A 20,803-nucleotide genomic window follows, 5' to 3' on the forward strand; every position below is an offset into this window, starting at 1 on the left:
TAACATTTTTGTCAGGAAACAAGCTGGGACGAATGGGTATTCCTGACAACGTTGTCAGGTCACTGTCAGCATTATGCTGGCAATCAAGCGGCAGAATGGCCCTGGTTAAATGACATTCCTGTTCAATTCTCTGATAAAAGGAGCGAGCAATGAAAAATCAAAACATCCATTGTCGTTTTATTTTCGTTAATTACCCGATTCTTGCTTTGGTGTCTTATTTTCAGAAAATTCAAAGCCGTGTCACCGCAATAACCGTTAACTGACAGAATTGTCAGGGTGGCGTCAGCCTGACGACATCACACCCTTATTAGAATTATTACAGGTCATCCTCACCATCGTAGATAAGGACGCTTTGTAATGAACAGACATTTACGTTACCTCGGGCTGTTATTGCCTCTCTTTACCGTTTCATCCTGGGCTGCAGAGCAACCCTCCGCGGTCCAGATCGCGCCTTCCGGAAGCCAGAACGCAGTGAATGGGCCAGCAGAGAACTTTACCGGTCGCGTGCGGGTTGATCCCTTGTTCAAACCGGATAACGAGATTCAGGTTTCCGGCGCGTATGTCACCTTTGAACCTGGTGCCCGCTCCGCCTGGCATACGCATCCGGCAGGTCAGCGACTGGTTGTGACCTCCGGCATCGGGCTCACCCAGCAGGAAGGCCAACCGGTGCAGGTCATACGGGCTGGCGACGTTGTCTCTTGCCCGGCAGGCGTCAAACACTGGCATGGCGCTGCGCCTGGCAGCGCCATGACGCACCTGGCGATAACCGGGGTTGTAGAGGGTAAAAGCGTTGACTGGATGGAGAAAGTGACAGATGAACAATACCACGCCCATTAAGACCTTAACGGCAGCAGCACTGCTAACCTTTAGTTTCGCTCTCACGGCAAATGCTGCGCCAGTTAATACAGGAACCGCAGAAATGAACCAGGCACAAACGGTTTCAGATACGCTGACCGCTCGTCAGCAGGCTATCCCTTTGATTGCCGCATCGATGGCCAGCAGTCAGATGGATAAATTAAATGCTGCCCTGAATCAGGGGCTTGATGCCGGTCTCACCATCAACGAAAGCAAAGAAATTCTGGTCCAGCTCTACGCTTATACGGGCTTCCCCCGTAGCCTGAATGCCCTGAGTGAACTGATGAAGGTCGTCGAAGCGCGTCAACAACGGGGCATTGAAGACGTCGTGGGTAAAGAGCCGGTCGCCCCCGTCCCCGTCGGGGATGAGCTGCGTCGTGTCGGTACCGCGAACCAGACCACCATCTCAGGCGCTCCCGTCCGCGGCCCTCTGTTTGATTTTGCGCCGGTCATTAATCAATTTCTGCAAACGCATCTGTTCGGCGACATTTTTGCCCGCGATAACCTCGACTGGCAAAGCCGCGAGCTGGCAACGGTTGGCGCATTAGCAGCCACACCAGGCGTTGAAGCACAGCTGCTATCGCACACGCGAGCGAGTATGCGGGTCGGTCTGACGGCAGCCCAGTTGCGTCAGCTGGCGCAGGTGCTGCATGAACATGGCGAAAAGGATGCAGCAATACGAGCTGAAAAGGCGCTGCAGCAGGCGCTCGCGAGCAAATAGAGAGCGTTAATTATGGCGCATGATCCCACCCGTAGAATGCTGATTACCGCACCCGCAGCGGCAACGTTAGAGGCAATACGCGGATAATTGTGCGCATTGATGAGGCAGCTCAATAAGGGCAATCAAGGGTGCTAAATAATTAACGCCGCTAACTCAGATATGATTGAACGGCAAACATAACAGAGGATGTCATCTTGAAGACAATAGTAAAAACGCTGGCCATCGGCGTGATGGCAGGTGGCCTGGTGGCGCAGTCGGTCTATGCCGAGCCACTGGTCATTCAGGAACAAGGGAGCTTTGCTGCTGGTGGCACCATTATCACGGCACCAGGCACATTTGACGCGAAAAAGCCGCTGGACTCTGCCGGTCAAACTTATCATGGCGATCATGCATCGGTGTTCTACCAAATCCCGGAAAATCCGCATAAATACCCTATCGTCATGCTGCACGGTGCCGGTCAGTTCTCCCGTACCTGGGAAAGCACCCCGGATGGCCGCGAAGGGTTCCAGAACATATTTCTGCGTCGCGGGTTCTCAACTTATCTTGTCGATCAGCCACGTCGGGGCAGTGCCGGGCGCACAGCCGTAGAAGGGACGGTAACGCCAAAACCGGATGAGCAGTTGTGGTTTAATCAGTTCCGTGTTGGCGTGTGGCCAGACTATTTTAAAGGCGTCCAGTTCTCTCACGATAAAGAAACGCTGAATCAGTATTTCCGTCAGATGACCCCGAATACCGGGCCGTTTGATATCAATGTTATCTCGGATGCGATGTCCGCCGTCGTGGATAAATCCGGCCCGGCGATCCTCTTCACCCACTCGCAAGGTGGTGGACCTGGCTGGTATACGGCGATGAAAAACGACAAGGTTAAAGCCATTGTCGCCTTCGAGCCTGGCAGCAGCTTTGTCTTTCCGCAGAAAGAGCTCCCTGCCCCGATGCCAAGCGCGTTCGACACGCTGAAGGGTGAGCCGGTGCCGATGGAACAGTTTATGGCGCTGACTAAAATCCCGATTCTGATTATTTATGGCGATAACATACCGGATAAGCCTGTAACTATGCCCGCGCAAGACAGCTGGCGCGTGCGTCTGGCAATGGCTCGCGAGTGGCGTGACGTGGTGAACAAGCACGGCGGGGATGTGACGGTGACGCATTTGCCTGAGGTCGGTATTAAAGGGAATACCCACTTCCCGTTCTCTGACCTCAATAATGTGCAGATTGCCGATTTAGTCAGCCAGTTCATTCATGATAAAAAACTCGATTAACTGCCCATCAGAGGCCTGGTCGTGAAACAAACCAGGCCTCTGATACACATTATCGGCTAGTCCGGATTTCTGCCTGCGAACACCTCTTTAAATACCGGTAACGCCGAGAAGATATTTGGCCAACCCGAAACAAAGGCTAACTGAGTCAATATCTCTGAGGCCTGAATCTCGGTCAGGCCATTATCCATTGCCCGGTTCAGATGATAAGGCACCTGGGCCACCTGTCCGGCAGTCACCAGTGCGCTTACTGTTATCAGACTTCTGTCGCGCGGCGCCAGGTCAGGCCGCAACCACAGGTCGAGGAATAGCGCCTGCGTCGTGTACTTCACCACGCCCGGCGAAACCTTACCAAAGTTTGACTCGACCAGGGTGGCACGTTTGTTTTCCGTCTCTTCATCCAGAGGGAGAAAGTCCACTTTCTCACCCGGCAATGACGCCATATCAATATGGCGTTGCACAAAAATGTTATGTGCAACCAACGCCGCAGCGGTGGCATTAGGCCAGCCGGCGTAAAAGGCTAAGTGGGTAATCGTCTCCGCGATTTCCGCTGGTTTCACGCCACTGTCCAGCGCAACGTTAAAGTAATGGGGAAGTTCAGCCGTGTCGTGACGGCTGATAAGCGCCGCAACCGTCACTAAACTGCGGTCACGACGGGACAATTCCGGACGATTCCAGAGATCCTTTTGAATAAATCGTTCAGCATACGCAGCCATCGCAGGGGCGACGTCGGCAACAACGCTATGCGTATTATCTTCTGGTTTCATTGTTGAACTCCTGTTTGGCGTGGTCTATGAAGCGTATCCACGCAATAATTGCCCAGGGAAGACCCCAGGCATTCTTAGATATAAACAGATCAATTTAAATCAATCGTGAATTTTTACGCCAAGGCAGCCACGAACAAACTCAGGGTTAAAGTGTTTTACCGATTCACCAACATAGCCTAAATCAAGAGTGCTAATTTGCTCCATTTCACCTTCTGTCAATGAAAAATCCCAGATGGCGATATTTTCTTCAATACGCTGCTGATGAGTAGATTTTGGGATAACCGTAACGCCGCGTTGGATATTCCAGCGCAATATAACCTGAGAAATTGATTTTTGATGAGCGTCAGCAATATGCTGGAGCATTTTATTCTCAAACGGGTTATGTCTTCCACCGCCTAATGGTGCCCAGGCCTCTGGCTGAACACCATAGTATTTCATCGTTTCCAGGGCCTCGGGTTGTGCAAAGTAAGGATGCAGTTCAACCTGGTTCACCATCGGTTTGATTCTGACGGTCTCACAAAAGTTTGTTAACACGTGAGCATAAAAATTGGATACGCCAATGGCCTTAAGCTTACCTTCGTCGTAAGCATCTTCTAATGCACGCCACGCGCTAAAATAGTCGCGCATCGCCTGGTGCAATAAGTAGAGGTCAAAGTATTCAAGACCCGATTTAGCTAACGACGCCGCGATACCTTTTCTGGCCGTATCGTAGTCAGCCATGTCCTGAACCCATAGTTTTGAGGTAATAAATAACTCTTCACGTGTACATAAGCCACCAGCAATCGCCTGACGAACTGCGTCACCAACCGCGTCTTCATTGCCATATACTGCAGCAGTATCAATAAGGCGATAACCGGCACGGATGGCAGTTAACACAGACTGTTTGCACTCGTCTTTGTTGGTGACCTGAAAAACGCCAAAACCCGCCATCGGCATTTTAATGTTATTGCTTAATACTGAAAATTCCACTGTGAGTACCTCCACCCTGTAAGAGCCTTCATTTTAAGATAAAAATCCAACCACGATTAGTCTGTGAATTGCGAATGCATTAGTGCAAAAAATTCATTAATGAACCGATTCATTCTGGAGGTGAACACTTCCATCGCTGATGTTCTACAGAACTTGTGTACTTTTGGGGCAAAGCTATGGTTCAGAGAGTGCCTTCAGTACGACATTCAAACGCGTTTACGGCTGTTCGCCACTGGAACATCGGCGGCAGGCTTAAAATGGGCCGTCCCCCGCCGCTTATCAGCAATCCGCGCAAAATCGAGGATCGCGTCCTTTTAAAGTTTTTCAGTAAGCTCGTGCTTGTAATCATTTAACACAGACAGTATTTCATGCAAATAAACGTCTTCATTACCTTTCTGCCAGGCAATGCTGAGTGGTAAGCCTTTGATTGTTACTGGAAGCGCTAACGGTATGTATTTAATATTTTCTCTGTTCATCGTGTTATAGGATGAAGGCACCACCGCCAGACCTAAACCTGCCGCAACCAGGCTCAATATAGTCTGTTTCTCTTCAGCAAACTGGGCGATATGCGGTGTCAGACCCGCATGTTTATACAAACTCATGGTGAGATCATGGCTATGCGGCCGGGTCCGACGATCGGGAATAATGATCGGTTCATGTTTAAAATCTTCGATTGTAACTGCTGATCTATCGACTAAAGAATGATTCAGCGGCACCGCCAGAACACAGCTTTCCTGAGTAATAAACTTGACATCAATCGACGCATCTATAATTTGCGGTGCGCGAATGATAATGATATCCAGCCAGCCCGATTTTAATTTTGGCAGCAGGTTGATGGTTTTATCTTCGATGATATGAATGTCGCTGGTTGGGTGTTTTGGCAAAAAACGGTTGAGTAACGCCGGAACTAATCCGTGTGCTGCGCTATCAATCGCACCAATACGAAATGTTCGTCGCTCGTCTTTCGCTCTTTTTTTAAAACTCATCGCCAATGCATCAAATTGATCGATAACTTTACAGGCCTCATCGATAAATAAAGCCCCTTCTGAGGTTAACGAAACGTTACGTGTTGAGCGATTTAACAACCGCACGCCGAGGTCTTCTTCAAGCAGGCGAATGAAGCGAGAAAGTGACGCAGGCATCATTTCCATTCTTTGGGCCGCCCGACCAAAATGGAGTTCTTTACCCACAATCACAAAGCAACGTAGTTGATTTATATCCATTTTTATCTCGGAGAAGCATTATTCATATAGTTTATATAATCTACTTCGGCTGATCTGACAAGCTAAAACTGCATACTGGAGTTGATAACAAAAAACCAACACAACCCTACACAATCTGGAGCAGGTTAATATGAACTCTCAACTCGAAAAAAGGGTAATGCGTAAAATAACGCTGCGCATTATTCCCTTTATCATGCTGCTGTACTTCATCGCATTTCTCGACAGAGTCAATATTGGCTTTGCCGCATTAACTATGAATCAGGACTTGGGATTCTCGCCGACAATATTTGGTTTTGGGGCAGGTATTTTCTTCCTCGGTTATTTTCTCTTTGAAGTACCATCGAATTTAATATTGCATAAAGTCGGTGCTCGTATCTGGATCGCCCGAGTGATGATCACCTGGGGATTAGTTTCTGGATGTATGGCATTCGTGCAAGGCACCACCAGCTTCTACACGCTGCGTTTCCTGCTCGGCGTGGCTGAAGCCGGTTTCTTCCCTGGCATCATCCTTTATCTCAGCTATTGGTTCCCTGCTGCAAAACGCGCTCAAGTGACCGCGATCTTTATGGCCGCCGCGCCACTGTCTACTGCATTAGGGTCCCCTGTTTCTGCTGCCTTACTGGAGATGCATGGTCTGCTCGGCTACGCGGGCTGGCAATGGATGTTTATCCTTGAAGCGATTCCAGCTGTCGTGCTCGGTGTCGTCGTACTTTTCTTCCTGACTGACCGTCCGGCTAAAGCCAAATGGCTGACGGACGAAGAGCGCGAGTGGTTAGAAAACACCATGCAGGCGGAACAGATGGCTACGGCGGCAAAACAAAGCCATACCAGTGCATGGCGTGGCCTGGCCGATATGCGGGTACTGGCGCTGGCGCTGGTCTATTTCGGCACCTCTGCAGGGTTATACACACTGGGGATCTGGTCACCTCAAATCATTAAAAGCTTCGGCGCGTCGTCATTGGAGATCGGCTTCCTCAATGCTTTCCCGGCAATATTCGGCGTCATTGGCATGATTCTGTGGGCTCGCCACTCAGATCGCACTAAAGAACGCAGCTGGCATGTAATTGGTGCCTGCTTACTGGCGGTAGCAGGACTGGTTTACGCTGGCAGCGCAGGCTCCCTGTTCACCGTGATCGTCGCGCTGACGCTCGTCACCGTTGGGATTAGCGCATCCAAACCACCGTTATGGAGCATGCCAACGGTATTCCTTAGCGGCCCTGCTGCTGCGGCAGGGATAGCAACCATTAACTCCATCGGTAATCTCGGCGGTTTTGTTGGCCCAATGATGATTGGTGTCATTCGCCAGCAAACCAACAGCTATACCTGGGGACTCTACTTTGTTGCCGGGCTGCTGACGCTCTCAGCCATGATTGTTCTGATTCTTTCTATTAAGGGGAATAAACCGAAAATGGTAGATATTCCCCATCCACATACCCATAGCCATTGATCGGAGAAATACCTATGCGTAACTACAAAATTGCGGCCATTCCTGCTGACGGCATCGGCCCGGAAGTCATCTCAGCCGGTGTTGAAGTACTGCAGGCGCTTACCCGGCACGATCCGCAGCTGAAGTTTGATATACAGACCTTCGACTGGGGCTCTGACTATTACAAAAAACATGGTGTGATGATGCCGGAAGATGGATTAAGCACGCTGAAAAAATTCGATGCGATTTACTTCGGTGCGGTGGGTGCACCAGATGTACCTGACCACATCACGCTGTGGGGGCTGCGACTCCCTATTTGTCAGGGCTTTGATCAGTACGCTAACGTGCGCCCGACTAAAATTTTGCCGGGCGTTACTTCGCCCCTGCGCAACCGGGGCCCTGGCGATCTTGATTGGGTTATCGTGCGTGAGAACTCTGAAGGCGAGTATTCCGGTAATGGCGGCCGGGCGCACCGCGGTTTACCGGAAGAAGTCGGTACTGAGGTGGCGATTTTCACACGTGTCGGTGTCACGCGAATTATGCGCTATGCATTCAAATTGGCGCAGTCTCGTCCGCGTAAGCTCCTTACCGTAGTGACGAAATCTAACGCCCAGCGTCACGGTATGGTGATGTGGGATGAGATCGCGGCTGAAGTGGCTCAGGAGTTCCCGGATGTACAGTGGGATAAAATGCTGGTTGATGCCATGACGCACCGCATGACTCTGCATCCCAGCACGCTGGATACCATCGTCGCAACCAACCTACATGCCGATATCTTGTCTGACCTTGCCGGCGCGCTGGCGGGCAGTTTAGGTGTCGCTCCGACCGCCAATATCGATCCCGAGCGCCGTTTCCCATCGATGTTCGAACCGATACATGGTTCAGCATTTGATATCACAGGAAAAGGTATTGCGAATCCGATAGCGACGTTCTGGACAGCAGTTCAGATGCTTGAGCACCTGGGCGAACGTGATGCAGCAGCGCTTATCATGGAAGGCATCGAGTACGTATGCGAGAACGGAATTTTGACGCCAGATGTCGGTGGAACTGCCAATACCGCTGATGTTACACACGCTTTGGTGCATTTTATCGAAGCTAAAGTACACCTATCTGAGACCGCGTAATCATGAGAAATGAACAGGCTGCAGAGATCCTGCGGGATATTTTTCAACAGGCCATTGATAGTGCCCGTCCGGGGCCAATCATACCGCCCTATCTGCCAGAAAAACCCAAAGGTCGATGTGTGGTCATCGGTGCAGGTAAAGCATCTGCTGCCATGGCCGCGGCAGTGGATGCAGCCTGGCCGGATGTGGAGGTTAGTGGCGTAGTCGTAACACGTTACGGCCACGCCGTACCCGCCGGCAGGATCCGAATACTAGAAGCGGCTCATCCGGTATCGGATTCGATGAGCCAAACGGCGGCCATGCTGATAGCCCAGGCTATTTCAGATTTGTCCGCCGACGATCTGGTCATCGCTCTGATTTCAGGGGGCGGCTCAGCGCTGATGGCTTTACCTGTGCCGGGTATTACCCTTGCTGACAAGCAGGAAATTACCCGTGCTTTGTTGCATAGCGGCGCCAATATCAAAGAGATGAATTTAGTCAGACGTCATCTTTCTGCGGTTAAAGGCGGTAAGCTCGCATTACTTGCCCAACCTGCACGCCTGGTGTCATTGATCATCAGTGATGTCCCCGGCGATAACCCCACAGATGTGGCTTCCGGGCCGACGATTGCGGATAACAGTACGCCCGCCGATGCTCTCAACGTGCTCGAACGGTATCGTATCTCTGTTAGCGAGGCGGTGCGGAAGGTTCTGTTGCGCTCCTGCGACCAACCTTCCTTTCCCCATGGCCAGGTGAAAATGATTGCCACACCTTCAATGGCGTTGCAGGCGGCGGCAGAATCAGCCCGGCAACATGGCATTACGCCACTGATATTAGGAGATGCCATTGAAGGTGAAAGCCGTGAGGTCGCCATCGTGATGGCGGGAATTGCGCAGTCAGTGAAGGCATATGGTCATCCCGTTAAAAGGCCTGCCATTTTGCTTTCAGGGGGTGAGACAACCGTTACTGTAGGCGCGGGCAAAGGCGGAAAAGGCGGGCGTAATACGGAATTTCTGCTTAGCCTCGCCTGTTCCTTACAGGGTGAAGCTGACATCTGGGCCGTTGCTGGTGACAGTGACGGTATTGATGGTACTGAAGACGCTGCCGGAGCAATGATTTATCCCGATACACTGTCACGAGGAAACCATCATGGTCTCAATGCCAGGGAATATCTGGATGCACACGATAGCTATAGCTACTTTCACTCAACGAATGACCTGATTATCACGGGGCCAACGTTAACCAACGTCAATGATATTAGAGGGATATTAATTGCCTGAATGATCTGCTCTCTCTCTGGGAGAGCAGATCTGTTAGTTTTATAGTAGCGTTTAAAAGGCGCAGCGGCGCCTTTTGTTTTTCTGCCGCATTAGCCCAGACGTGATATCCGCGCCCGCGCCTCGTCAAGGTGGCCACGTAACGCCGCCAGGCATGGGGCGAACTGCGGGGAGAAACGACGACACTCGCTGACTAACGTGAAGAAGTTCTCAGCCAGCGCCAGGGCTTCGCGCCAGATCTCCCCGTCGATCGCCTCAAGCAGCGTCGCAGGCCGCAGGGTATTCACCATTGCGCCACCGGATTTAGGGGCAAACCCCATGGGCAGAATGTCGTAGGCTGGCGCAAGGTGGTACGGGCGGCCATGGCTGCTGAGGAACGACAGATTACCGTGGTGCATGTCGGTATTACCGATCAGCATCCCAAACGCCCAGAGCCGTGCCGTCCCCATGGCAGCATCTGGGTGAATCAGTTGCTGCTTCACCAGTTCATTTACCAGAACGGGCCAGCAGTCTCTCGCCCGACCAACAAACTCCGCCTCCAGCGCCCGTAAAGAAAACAGACCGATACGGCCCAGCGGCCCGGTGCGATCGAACCGGGGGATCTCCAGAAAGCGCTGTCCGCCAAAATCAAACACCTCGGTGTTAACTCCCAGCACTTTCAAGGCGAGATGCTCGGCCAGCAGCAGGTCGCGCCAGCGTTCGCTGACGGGGTTATCGTCCAGCGCGGTGAATTTCACCAGCACGTGACCGCGGTCGGTATAGGTACAGAATTTTGGCTGCTCGCCGCCAGCAGATGACCCCGGAACCTCCCCGGAGCTTACCGCCAGCGCCAGCGTGGGATAGGTCGTGGCGCGATCCACTGCTCCAGGCTCCGCCATTTCCAGGAACTGGGTTCTGGCTCGCTCCCCGATCAGAAGGTTCCCTACCGCATCATGCCCATGCGTCAGCAGCGCGCTAATCACCTCGGCGTCCGTCCACTCTTCCGGATTCGGCGACAACCCCAGCGCGGTTGAATGCGCGGAGGCATATGCCCGGCCAAGGTACCCCTGCGGTCGCATGTCGAACAACCACCACGGCAGCCCGTCGCTATGCAGACAGACGTTATCGGTCTGCTCCATGACATACCCGCCGGGGTGAACCGGAATGAGTTTCCCGAGGGGTTTGATTTGCCCCTCTTCAGTGATGCGGTAAATGGGGACGGAACTGAAGCCGCGAAACGCGTCACGCAAGGCATATTGAATAGATGGTCCGGCACCAATTCGCACGACCTCATCGCCCAGCGCTTTTAACGTACGGGAAACCGTGGGCTGACTTATACCCATAATATCAGTAAGTTGCCTTACAGGCGTTGGGCCCTGGCGTAGCAACTGGCGGATGGTGTCAGAACGGTTTGTCATGGCGATGAATCACTTTATGAATAGATGAGTGAATAGATTTTTGAATAGATAACTTATCAGCTATTTGCTCACCTGTCATCTACGCCGGCGGTCTGTCTCTATATGGAGACTTAGCGCATCGTCAGCACCATGCGAAACTTAACGTCTCCTGACTGTGATATTTTATTACAAGGACAGTCAACGTCTTTTGGAAATGGAGAGTGCGGATGAGCGTTAAAAAAATCGTTCTCATTGATAAATCATCGCCAGCGTTAGGTCGTTCCCCTCAGCACGGCACAGGCGGCGGTCTTTTTGGCTGGTATCGATCCGGTGATTACCTGTTAAGATTAAACAACAGGTTGGCCGCAGAGGGGACCGACTGGCACGCCGAGCTTGATACTACCGAATCCGATATAGAAAAACTCATCGCGCAGAACGCCACGCTACTGGTTTGTGTGCCGGGATTACGTTTTCAGTTTTACCACGCGGGGTTTGATAAAAACCATATTGTTTATTTAACGACGATGGAATATGCCTACGGTGATGTTATGCCGGTAATAAGAAAAATCAGGGAAATAAAAAATAAATTCGAGGCGTAAGCGGTGTGAAAATACCAACGGAGCGGTCATAGCATGAAGATATACTGGACGCGGAAAAGCATTCCTGAACTAGCAGGACTATCGCCACCTGCTGGCTAGAGGCGCAAATCGCGATAATGAAAGTGAATCCGACCGCATGATATGTGAAGCTGACGCCACAGAATATGCGCAGTGGCGGCCAGTTCGTCGCGGTATTGTTATCATTTTGGTTATTGCCGGGCTGTATCTTTTGGTTCGTTGATCATCACGACAGGATAGCCAGCGAAGGCACTGACTTTTTGAAAAACAAGAGGTTTACATTTAGTAATAAAATAACAAATATTACAATATCTGGCCGGCGAATCCCACTCACTACACTTATTTCTTGTGTGACTGTTTTATCTTCATTTCCATTGTATTTTCGCAATGGGAAAGAACCGACCTGCGCCAAATAACGTGAAGTATTAAGAAGATAAATACCCAAGACTGAGGTGGACTATGAGTGTTAACGTAAGTCTCGCACAAGTTTTGAAACTCGCGCCAAACTGCCGATCCAGCTACCGCCAGGCATTCGAACAGTGTCAACCTGTCCTCGATCGTTTTGGTATCTCGGCAAACGCCCTGCGGGTCGCGCATTTTATGGCGCAGGTACTGCATGAAAGCGGCGGTCTGACGATTCAGTTTGAAAACCTGAATTACAGCCCTGAACGTTTACCCATTGTCTGGCCCGGGCGTTTCAAGCCTAAAGGGCTATTGGATCCCAAGGCTTACGCGCACAACCCGCAAAAACTGGCCAACGAGGTCTACGGTGGGCGTTTGGGGAATACCGCCCCTAATGATGATGGATACACCTATCGTGGACGCGGTTTACTCCAGTTGACGGGCAAGGAGAGCTATAAGGATGCGACGAAAGACGTGCAAAAATGGCTGCCGACAGCCCCCGATTTCACCCAACGGCCAGATGACGTTTTCAGTGCCCAATGGTGTCTGATTGTCGCGGTAACCAAGTGGGAACAAAAAAAGTGTAACCTCTTGGCGGACGTGGACAGTATCAGGAAGGTCACCCTGGCTATCAATGGCGGATTAACGGGGCTGGCTGAACGTATAGAGTGGTTAAAGAGAACCAAAAAAGTATGGTAAACGCGGATACGACAACGGCGATTGATAGCACATCATATCAGCCCGCTTAGTGCCCCACCGGCAATTTGTGCAGAAATACCCTCCCCGACCATGCAAAACGGCCGGGGAGTTGGGTCCTTAATAATCGGCCCATCACTGGTACTCCAGTGCAAAGGTCGCCGTTGCCGTAAAGGGCCCCTGCTGCAACGTTCTGTTGGACAGCGCCGTCGGCTCCCCCTGGACAAACGCCTGGAGCGCAATATCCATATCGCCTGGCGTCAGAAGGGTCAGCGCTCCCTGAACGTTCAGCGGTAAAAGCTGACCACCGGAGGTTTCGATGCCTACCGCCACGCCTCGTGCCACACTCGACGCGTCCAGCGCCAGTAATCCCGGCAACGCCGGGTTCTCGGTACCGCTGAACGTCAGTTTCACGCCGGTGAGTACCGCCGTATCACAGTCATCGAGATACAGGTGGAACGGTCTGCTTGGGGTACGCGTTTCGCGATACAACGACTTATCGATAACCGTCCCGAAAGGCAGTTCAAAATCTTCACTTCCCGATCGTAGCGTACAGGGCGCATTCACCAGCGTGCCGCGAAAAATCAGATTCTCTACGGCCTGGACGGGTGCTGATATCAGCAACGCCCAGCCCATGCACAGCACGCCTTGCCATCGATTCATCAGGCACTCTCCTATTCATACTCGGCCAGTAAAGTGGCACGTGCCGTAAAGGCTCCCGGACCCGGCTTCTGCGCGGGATTGGCAACCGGCACCGCCGTCAAGGTGGGTGGGTTCACTGGATCCACGACCACGGGGGTATTTAAGGCAAACGCATTGCCTGCCAGCTCAAGGCGAATGCCCAGTCCGGTCTTGTCGGTCTGTACCGCGGCGCTATCAAAGCTCACCGGATTTCCCTGAACGCTCAGCTTAACGGTACCTGAGCCGCTACAAACCAGCCGGTACTGAATCGGTTCCCGGTAACGCATGCCATCCAGATTGCGGATGATCAGGTTGTTGCCAAAATCAACCTCAATCAGCTGACCATCATTGACAACACAGGGCAACGATTCGACCAGACCACCCTCAAAGGTGACCTGAACGGCATACGCTGACGGCACGCTGGCTGCTAACCACAGGGCCAGGACAAGGGGTCTTCCTTTCATTGCGATTTCCTTACTGATAATCCACCACTAACGTAGAGGCTGCCGTAAAGGCTCCCCCTGTCAGACTCCCACCCGTTTCCCTTACCGGCACTACGGTCAGTACCGGGCGTGCCGGGTCGTTAAACTTAAGCCACGTATTCACCGGCAGTTTGGCTCCGCCGCTGCGCAACTCCAGTCCCAGCCCGGTTTTACTGGTGCCCAGCACGCTGGCATTAAATCCTGCCCCGCCCCCCTGAAACTGCAGCCGCAATGTGGCATGGGTCGCCCCCGTGCAGTTCAGCGTGTAGGGGATGCTTTTCTCGTAATTCACGCCGTTGATCTGGCCCACCAACATGTCATTGGCAAACTTCACCGCAATATCATTGCCGCTGTTGATGACGCAGGGTGGCGGAACCACCAGGGTGCCGATGAACGTGACGTCCACCGCCTGTGTGGGGAGCACATAGCCCAGCGTCAGCATCAGACCCAGAGCCCAGCCCGGTCTCCTGTTCAGGCTCATATCACCTCCACCAGTAGTGTTGCCGTACTCGTAAACGCCCCGCCGGGTAAAATGGCGCCAGGGCGTTTCACCGGAACCGCCTTAATGGCGGGCGGCGTGGCGGAATAGCTAAAACTGAACCACTCCCCTTTCTCCAGCGTGTTGCCGTTCGGTTTCAGTAACCTGATCCCCAGATCCGCGATATTGGTGGCCAGTACCGTGCTATCAAAGGTGCTCCCGGTCCCCTGAACACTCAGGCGTAAGGTCGAGGGATTGTTACGGCAGCTGAGGGTAAACGGCACCGGCGTAATGTAATGGCTGCCATCGATACTGGTGGTTTCCAGCGCGACGCCACCATTAAATTCCACCGTGATGTCGCTGTTTCCATTCACGGTACAGCCCGGGGTGCTCATCACTACACCGGTAATAGTGAGCACCTCATAGTTGGCGGCCAACACCGCAGGCTGGCACAACATCAGCCCCCCGATAACCGCCGACAGGCTACGCCAACCCGTTGAGGCTGCGAGGGTTTTCAGGCGGCAGAACAGCATGTTGTTATTCATAGTTCAACCTGAAATTGACCTGGGCCAGATAGGCGCCTGCCTGCAAGGGCGCACCGGTACGCTCCGGTACGATGTAATAGGTCAACACGTTGTTGCCGGGGGTCATTAACTGCGGCTGTCCAGGCAGACCGGGCATGACGTTGCGATGTGAGACGTCCGTCAGGCGAATACCCATGCCGCTCACGCCGCGGGCCAGAAACAGCTGCGGATTCCAGGTATCCTGCGCCCCGGTAAAGGTCAGCGAGACCGCCGGCTGGTTAGCGCTCCAGACCAGGTTGCCTTGCAGATCGCGATTACTGGCTGCGTTACGCAGGCAGTCCTGCAGATGTAGCCTCACCGCCACCGGCGTGCCTCGATCCCCGACCCGATGTAAACGTGCGGTATCGACGTTCCCCAACGACACCGCCTGGTCGGCGCTGCTCATTTCGAGATGGCAAGGGCTCTCGGTTAACGCCCCTGTTACGCGCAGTACCCCGTGGAGACCGTCAATCGTCCCCGACGCGGCCTGCGCCATCGTAGGCAGAAAAATAACCAGCATCCCGCCGATCAAACCGTGGTTCCAGGCGGCTTTGCCGGGCAGTATTGTCTTTTCCATGAGGGGTCCTCTCACTCTTCCGTCACTCTTTATGCCCGCTGGACATCGCCGATCCCTTGTGTCAGCCACCCGGGATTATTTATCGCGTTTGCTTTCATCGACCTGGCAGGTATTGCTGGCACAACGAAACGATAAGGTGGGCTGACCGCCATAGTCGTTCACGTAGACCAGCACCGGCGACGCTCCTAACGCCGCGGCGCTACCGCCCAGCCGGGCACTGCTTTTCGGGGCGATCATCAGCGGTTCAAATCCTGTAACCACCGCACCACCTTTCTTAGCGCTCGCACCCAGCAAGGTGATAAAATATGGCGTTGGGTTATTGACGGTGTAGCTGTCGCCGTTTTTCGTCAGCGTCAACTGTTCCTGAAAAGGCGTTGCCTGCTGCTTCGCCGCCGCTTCCGCCAGGGCCACCGGGCGATAGAACATCTTGATGCGCGTCTGCAGCGCGATCTGCAGGACGTTGGCCTTATCGCTCTTCGGCGGAATTTCACGCAGGTTGAAATAGAACAGCGATTCACGATCCTGCGGCAAGGCGTTCGCGCCCGGCATCGCCTGGATTTTTACCTGAGTCTGCCCCTTAGGTTCCACGCGCTGCACCGGTGGCAGCACCGTAAAGGCGCTCTGTCCTTCCAGCTTGGTCCCCTGCGCATCTTCCAGCCAGCCCTGCGCCAGATATGGCAGCTCCTGGTTCTGGTTACGCACGGTCAGGCTGACCGATTTCTCATTACCTGGGAACACCACGCGGGTGCGATCCAGGGAGATGGCCGCCTGCGCGGAGGTCATCGCAACCGTCAGCGTAGAGACGGCCAACAGCGATGTTAAAAACGTATTTCTTGTGGTCATGACCTTGCTCTCTTTCTCGTAAACTGGCTTATGTGGCGTTGTGTACAGACCCATTCCTGCTCGTAGGCACGGGAACGGTTAACTCTTGATGCATGGCAACAGCAGGCTGCTCACCATGCCGGACGGGATTGCCGGCGGCAGCGTCAGTCGGCACTGCTCCTGGTTGTTCCAGTGCACGGTAAGGATCTCGCCGGCCTGCAGACCGCTCAGGTAGACGTTGCCCGCGTCAGATACCATGCCGGCTTCCTGCTGTCGGGCGTTGAGGACCGTGGAGCCGAATGGCGGGACAGACCCATCTGCAAGGCGGATCACCGCCATGGCTTTATCACCGGCGATAACCTCAAAGTGGCGGTAACCAATAGCCCCTTCGGTCAGCGTGCCCTGCACAACCGAACGGGTGGCCTGGGCGTTATCGGCCAGTTTATCGACATCGATACGGATGCTGTTGCGGTAATAGCTGGTCACATCGGAGACCACTGCTTTACCAAACAGGTTGGAGTTCACCGTGCTGCCATAACCGCCAACCGGGACGCCGGATACGCCATCGGTATCGACCAGCATACGGGTTCCCCCCAATAGGCCGACGCGATGCAGTGCGCCCCCTTCGGTGGTGAGCGTGGCGCCCCCCATCAACGACATGCCGAACTGGCTGTACTGCCCGGCACGATAGCTCGCCATACCATCAACCTGCGCCAGCGTTCCGCGGTGCGAGTAATAGCCGTTGAGATCGGCCTTACTGTCGGTTAACCCGGCGCGTAAGGTGTAGTTATCCGTATCACCCAGGCGGCTGGAATAGCTCACCGCATTGGTATTAGCGCTGGAGGCATACGAGCCGGAATAGCTCACCATGCCGGCATCGCCCCATGGCATCGACAACGCCAGGTACATGCCATCGTCGCTGGTATTGTTGAAGTTGTTGCGATAGGCCGTCAGCGACAGGTTAATGTTGCGGAAACGACCAATATCAAAGTAATGGGCAATCGTCAGGTTATAGCGGTCGTTGGTCGCCTGATCCCAGTAGGTCTGATGGCTGTAGTTCAGATAGGCGCTTAACCCCAGCGACTGCAGCTGCTGGTTGAAGGTAATGGTGTACATTTCCTTGCCACGCCCGACGGGCGTGCCGCTGACATTGTTGCGCGCGCTCAGGAAATCACCCATCGACATAAAGCGGTTGTCAGAGAACCGGTAGCCGGCAAAGGTCACCTGGCTATTGGTCTGATCAAAACGCTTCGAGTAGCTCAGACGGTACGATCCCCCTTGCTGCGTGTCCTGCTGCGGTAAGCGGGCACGCGACTGGGTGATATCCGCCGACAGCGCGCCGAAGGCCATCAGGTCGCGCCCGAGGCCAATCGACAGCGCAGAGTAATCATCGCCCGCCAGCCCGCCGCCATACAGCGACCAGCCGTTACTGACCCCCCAGGAGAATTCCCCGGTGGCGAATACCGGCCCGTTGACCTGATGCTGCCAGTCAGAAGGTCTGCCGGCCGCGACTTTAAAGCGCAGCCGCCCCGGACGGGTGAGATACGGGATAGTGGCGGTATCGACCTGGAAATTCTGCACGCTACCGTCGGCCTCTTCGACCCGCACATCCAACGCCCCGGACACCGCGCTGTCGAGATCCTGAATACGGAACGGTCCGGAAGGCACCAGCACCTCTTTGATGACCCGCTGCTGCTGGCTGATCACCACTTTGGCGTTGCCGCGCGCCACGCCGCTCACTTCCGGCGCATAGCCGCGCAGGTTCGGTGGCAGCATATTGTCGTCGGAAACCAGGCTGCCGCCGGTAAAGCGGAAGCTGTCGAAAATATCGGAGTTAAGAAAATCTTCCCCCAGCGTCAGCCGGGCGCGCAGAGGTGTCACCGCCCGCCAGGCGGTGTATTGCGTCCAGTCGAAGCTCTGATCGGTCGGCTTACCCGTTCCGGTCTGGTGATTAATTCGCGTCTGCCAGCTGGCACGTAAGCGCCATGGACCAAGGTTGGCACCGGTCACCCCGTTGCCGCTGAGGTTGTAGCCCTGGATGCCGGTCTGGCTCTGGCGTTGCGTTTGCGCATTGAAGTTGTAGTCCAGCAGGATCCCGGGGACCCCTTCTTCCCAACGCGCGGGCGGGTCCCAGTTGGCATCGCTGTAGACCAGATAGGCTTGCGGCACGCTGAGGTACAGGGTGTTGGTCGCCAGATCGGCGCGAATGTCCATGCCCTTCAGGCTACTGGCGTCCAGGCACTGCTCCTGGTGCCACCAGGTCAGTCCCTTCATCGCTTCATCAGTCAGGCCGAGGCGCTCGACCATGGTCGGCGTCAGACACGCGAGGCTGCCTTTGGGGTCGTTTTCTGGTGCGTAAAAGCTGATTTGCTGCGCCGGCATTCCCTGACTATTGAGGTTAATCCCCAACTCGTAGGTTCCGGGCAGAATAAAACCTTTGCGGCTGAACTGGCTTAAATCGATGTTGCTGCGATCTTTAAGATCGAGAATATCGGTGTTGAATTGAATATCATCCGCCTGCGCCACACTTACCGCCCCAAGCAATAGGCAACTCCTCAAACTTGCCTGACATAAGACGGCAAGGAGAGAGCGGGAAAAATAACGCGCCATGAAGAAATTCCCTTTAGTAATAATCGATTCTGAAGCGTATTGCCGAACGGTAATTCCCTACGTGCAGCGTTTGCTGATTACCCACCAGGCTCAGAGTGAAACGTAACAGCATCTCTTCTGGGATGAGGGATCTAGCCGGTAGGGCTTCTCCAGGAATGGCTCTGACGCCAGTGACATCGTGTATCATCAACGCCACCCCACGAGCCTCGCCTGTTAAGCCGAAATGACCACGGTCGGTATCACCGTCAAAAGTCACCATAAAGCGCTGCCAGCTGGGCAGCGTCGGGCTGATACGAGTCAGAACACAATTCACCAGGCGGATAGAAAAAATTTTTTTTGGCCCGTAGCCATCCCGAATCAACTGGCTTAGCGGTATTGTGCCCATGGACAGACTCTGATCACGCCCCCCGACGTCAATCGCGCATGGCGTCTCTACGATGGCGCCTTCCATGCTGACACGCCCTTCTCCCGCCAAGGCGGCAGAGCATATAGAGGAAGAAAAAATCGCGGCGCAGCAAATCAGTAATGAGGGTGCAGCACGCCTTGAAGCGTCATGAATCCATTGCATCGTCCTACTCCATGGATAATCAAAGGAACCTGCGGCATCGGCGCCGCAGGTTGACTAACACAGGATCAGGATTAGTTGTAATTCAGCATGAAATTGGTAGGAACACTGAAGCTACCCGGAACGATAGTCGCGGTGCTACCACCACCTTTCAGCGCCGCTGTAAAGGCCAGTGAGTTGCTGCCATTTTTCAGCTTTTGGCCGCTGGTTGGCGTGTTCAGTTTGACCTTAGCGCCATCGGCGTGAGCCATCAGAATATATGCCCCTTCGGCAGAACCGATCAGCGCCAGGCTCTCTGTATCATAGGAAGATGCTGCACCGGTAAAGGTCACATTGACTTTGTCGCGGGTACCTGGTGTGGTAATCACGCAATCGACCAGCTCAATGCTGAACGGTTTCGGTGTGGAAATACCGGTATTACCATTAGCAGCCAGAGCGACGTTAGAAATAGCGCCTAAAGGAATAGTCTGGTCAGTAGAACCTGCAGTAATAGAACACGGTGCATCAATAATTGAACCTGTGAAAGTAATTTTCCCTTCACCTTCATTTGCTGCATTTGCCACTGATGCCATACCCAACCCCATGGTCATAACGGTAGCCAATACAATTTTATTCAGTTTCATCTTTTTTCCTTAAGTCCTTAAAAACGCTAATTTAAGTTAATATAACGAGTCGCTCTGAATAGTATCCGCTCAGGCCAGTAATCCTCTGTTGCCGTTAACGCATATAAAGGGCTACTGGAAAAAACAGATCCGTTCAGTTTGCATCCTTTCATTTTTATAAAAAGGATCCTGGTAAAACAGGCAGAAGAATGTGTCTGCATCAAATTTAAACTCGTATATAACAGGAGTCTTATTTGCGCCAGGACAATCGAATTTATTAAATTCCAGGTCATTTTTATCATGCCTGATGATGCTAAGGCATTGAATAAAATGATGTTTATGATTTATTTTCCGCCGTGTTTTGGTGTGGATAAATTATCGCTAAATTTATTTTTTTAAAAGATGTTTTTGATCAAAAAATGCATTTCAAAACAAAATCACAACCACTTAATTCGTCGCTAAACCTGGCAATCTTTACGATGGGCGCAACTCCCTTTTGCGGGGTTAAATCCTGAAAATGCCAGTTTGGCGATCAATTTGCTCAAAAAGACGCTGATTGATAGCATATGAAACCACCACAAAACGTTGCCGTTCGCTATATCTCGGCACATTTAAGCCTGTAATACGCTGCTTTATAAGAATCTTCTTGCAGGTGAATAGCGAAATCTTAAAAACCACGGAGTGTAAGGGCATACGAATTTTCTTATTAGTCGAAGATAAATCTTAAAGACAATC

At 53.1% G+C, this 20,803-nt stretch carries 21 protein-coding genes; 8 read left to right on the plus strand and 13 right to left on the minus strand.

The window, feature by feature from the left end; genetic code table 11:
* The first annotated feature begins 357 nt into the window (after window positions 1-357).
* The 3 genes from ACMYSN_RS02205 to ACMYSN_RS02215 all read left to right on the plus strand — a co-directional run bounded on the left by ACMYSN_RS02205 (window position 358) and on the right by ACMYSN_RS02215 (window position 2,835).
* Entirely contained in the window at window positions 358-837 is a 480-nt protein-coding gene (locus ACMYSN_RS02205; protein WP_462496836.1) for a cupin domain-containing protein, read from the plus strand.
* On the plus strand, window positions 815-1,576 hold the full coding sequence (locus ACMYSN_RS02210; protein ID WP_462496837.1) for a carboxymuconolactone decarboxylase family protein: 762 nt from the start codon (window positions 815-817) through the stop codon (window positions 1,574-1,576). Before ACMYSN_RS02205 ends, ACMYSN_RS02210 begins: the two co-directional genes overlap by 23 nt.
* Before the next feature lie 194 nt (window positions 1,577-1,770).
* Complete coding sequence (locus ACMYSN_RS02215) at window positions 1,771-2,835, plus strand: alpha/beta hydrolase (RefSeq protein WP_462496838.1); 1,065 nt, start codon at window positions 1,771-1,773, stop codon at window positions 2,833-2,835.
* A gap of 56 nt (window positions 2,836-2,891) precedes the next feature.
* On the opposite strand, the gene ACMYSN_RS02220 is transcribed toward ACMYSN_RS02215, so the two are convergent.
* The 3 genes from ACMYSN_RS02220 to ACMYSN_RS02230 form a co-directional block, all read right to left on the minus strand.
* Window positions 2,892-3,599 (minus strand): carboxymuconolactone decarboxylase family protein, encoded by a 708-nt coding sequence (locus ACMYSN_RS02220; protein ID WP_462496839.1) that lies wholly within the window; start codon window positions 3,597-3,599, stop codon window positions 2,892-2,894.
* Between the two features lie 99 nt (window positions 3,600-3,698).
* Window positions 3,699-4,568, minus strand: a complete 870-nt coding sequence (locus tag ACMYSN_RS02225) for an aldo/keto reductase (protein ID WP_462496840.1) — start codon at window positions 4,566-4,568, stop codon at window positions 3,699-3,701.
* Window positions 4,569-4,882: 314 nt separating this feature from the next.
* Entirely contained in the window at window positions 4,883-5,791 is a 909-nt protein-coding gene (locus ACMYSN_RS02230) for a LysR family transcriptional regulator (RefSeq protein ID WP_462496841.1), read from the minus strand.
* Between the two features lie 130 nt (window positions 5,792-5,921).
* On the opposite strand from ACMYSN_RS02230, the gene ACMYSN_RS02235 reads away from it, so the two are divergent.
* From ACMYSN_RS02235 to ACMYSN_RS02245, 3 genes are read left to right on the plus strand one after another with little or no spacing between them, the layout of a single operon-like run.
* Window positions 5,922-7,238, plus strand: a complete 1,317-nt coding sequence (locus ACMYSN_RS02235) for an MFS transporter (protein WP_462496842.1) — start codon at window positions 5,922-5,924, stop codon at window positions 7,236-7,238.
* 14 nt (window positions 7,239-7,252) lie between these two features.
* Window positions 7,253-8,341, plus strand: a complete 1,089-nt coding sequence (locus ACMYSN_RS02240) for an isocitrate/isopropylmalate dehydrogenase family protein (protein ID WP_462496843.1) — start codon at window positions 7,253-7,255, stop codon at window positions 8,339-8,341.
* A gap of 2 nt (window positions 8,342-8,343) precedes the next feature.
* Entirely contained in the window at window positions 8,344-9,600 is a 1,257-nt protein-coding gene (locus tag ACMYSN_RS02245) for a glycerate kinase type-2 family protein (protein ID WP_462496844.1), read from the plus strand.
* Between the two features lie 89 nt (window positions 9,601-9,689).
* Here ACMYSN_RS02245 and yjjJ read toward each other — a convergent pair whose 3' ends face one another.
* Complete coding sequence (yjjJ, locus tag ACMYSN_RS02250) at window positions 9,690-10,994, minus strand: type II toxin-antitoxin system HipA family toxin (protein ID WP_462496845.1); 1,305 nt, start codon at window positions 10,992-10,994, stop codon at window positions 9,690-9,692.
* 206 nt (window positions 10,995-11,200) lie between these two features.
* On the opposite strand from yjjJ, the gene ACMYSN_RS02255 reads away from it, so the two are divergent.
* Together ACMYSN_RS02255 and ACMYSN_RS02260 are read left to right on the plus strand one after the other, a co-directional pair.
* Window positions 11,201-11,572, plus strand: a complete 372-nt coding sequence (locus tag ACMYSN_RS02255) for a nitrogen fixation protein NifS (protein ID WP_462496846.1) — start codon at window positions 11,201-11,203, stop codon at window positions 11,570-11,572.
* A gap of 477 nt (window positions 11,573-12,049) precedes the next feature.
* On the plus strand, window positions 12,050-12,691 hold the full coding sequence (locus ACMYSN_RS02260; RefSeq protein ID WP_462496847.1) for a glycoside hydrolase family 19 protein: 642 nt from the start codon (window positions 12,050-12,052) through the stop codon (window positions 12,689-12,691).
* A gap of 132 nt (window positions 12,692-12,823) precedes the next feature.
* Here ACMYSN_RS02260 and ACMYSN_RS02265 read toward each other — a convergent pair whose 3' ends face one another.
* The 9 genes from ACMYSN_RS02265 to ACMYSN_RS02305 form a co-directional block, all read right to left on the minus strand.
* Entirely contained in the window at window positions 12,824-13,351 is a 528-nt protein-coding gene (locus tag ACMYSN_RS02265) for a fimbrial protein (RefSeq protein ID WP_462496848.1), read from the minus strand.
* A gap of 11 nt (window positions 13,352-13,362) precedes the next feature.
* Window positions 13,363-13,833 carry a fimbrial protein gene (locus tag ACMYSN_RS02270; protein WP_462496849.1) on the minus strand — a complete coding sequence of 157 codons (471 nt, stop codon included), beginning with the start codon at window positions 13,831-13,833 and terminating at the stop codon, window positions 13,363-13,365.
* A gap of 10 nt (window positions 13,834-13,843) precedes the next feature.
* Entirely contained in the window at window positions 13,844-14,332 is a 489-nt protein-coding gene (locus ACMYSN_RS02275; RefSeq protein WP_462496850.1) for a fimbrial protein, read from the minus strand.
* Window positions 14,329-14,874, minus strand: a complete 546-nt coding sequence (locus tag ACMYSN_RS02280; RefSeq protein WP_462496851.1) for a fimbrial protein — start codon at window positions 14,872-14,874, stop codon at window positions 14,329-14,331. Before ACMYSN_RS02280 ends, ACMYSN_RS02275 begins: the two co-directional genes overlap by 4 nt.
* Window positions 14,867-15,469: a fimbrial protein gene (locus tag ACMYSN_RS02285; protein ID WP_462496852.1), complete on the minus strand. Its 603-nt coding sequence runs from the start codon at window positions 15,467-15,469 to the stop codon at window positions 14,867-14,869. Before ACMYSN_RS02285 ends, ACMYSN_RS02280 begins: the two co-directional genes overlap by 8 nt.
* A gap of 75 nt (window positions 15,470-15,544) precedes the next feature.
* A complete protein-coding gene (locus tag ACMYSN_RS02290; RefSeq protein ID WP_462496853.1) occupies window positions 15,545-16,312 on the minus strand; it encodes a fimbria/pilus periplasmic chaperone in 768 nt (255 codons plus the stop codon).
* Between the two features lie 78 nt (window positions 16,313-16,390).
* Window positions 16,391-18,901 (minus strand): outer membrane usher protein, encoded by a 2,511-nt coding sequence (locus ACMYSN_RS02295; RefSeq protein ID WP_462496854.1) that lies wholly within the window; start codon window positions 18,899-18,901, stop codon window positions 16,391-16,393.
* Between the two features lie 13 nt (window positions 18,902-18,914).
* Window positions 18,915-19,469: a fimbrial protein gene (locus ACMYSN_RS02300; protein ID WP_462496855.1), complete on the minus strand. Its 555-nt coding sequence runs from the start codon at window positions 19,467-19,469 to the stop codon at window positions 18,915-18,917.
* Window positions 19,470-19,540: 71 nt separating this feature from the next.
* Window positions 19,541-20,089, minus strand: coding sequence for a fimbrial protein (locus ACMYSN_RS02305; protein ID WP_462496856.1), 549 nt, complete (start codon window positions 20,087-20,089; stop codon window positions 19,541-19,543).
* Window positions 20,090-20,803: the final 714 nt, after the last annotated feature.

Origin of the sequence: Klebsiella sp. R445 (assembly GCF_051131755.1) — a bacterium.
Classification (GTDB): Bacteria; Pseudomonadota; Gammaproteobacteria; order Enterobacterales; family Enterobacteriaceae; genus Klebsiella; species Klebsiella lignicola.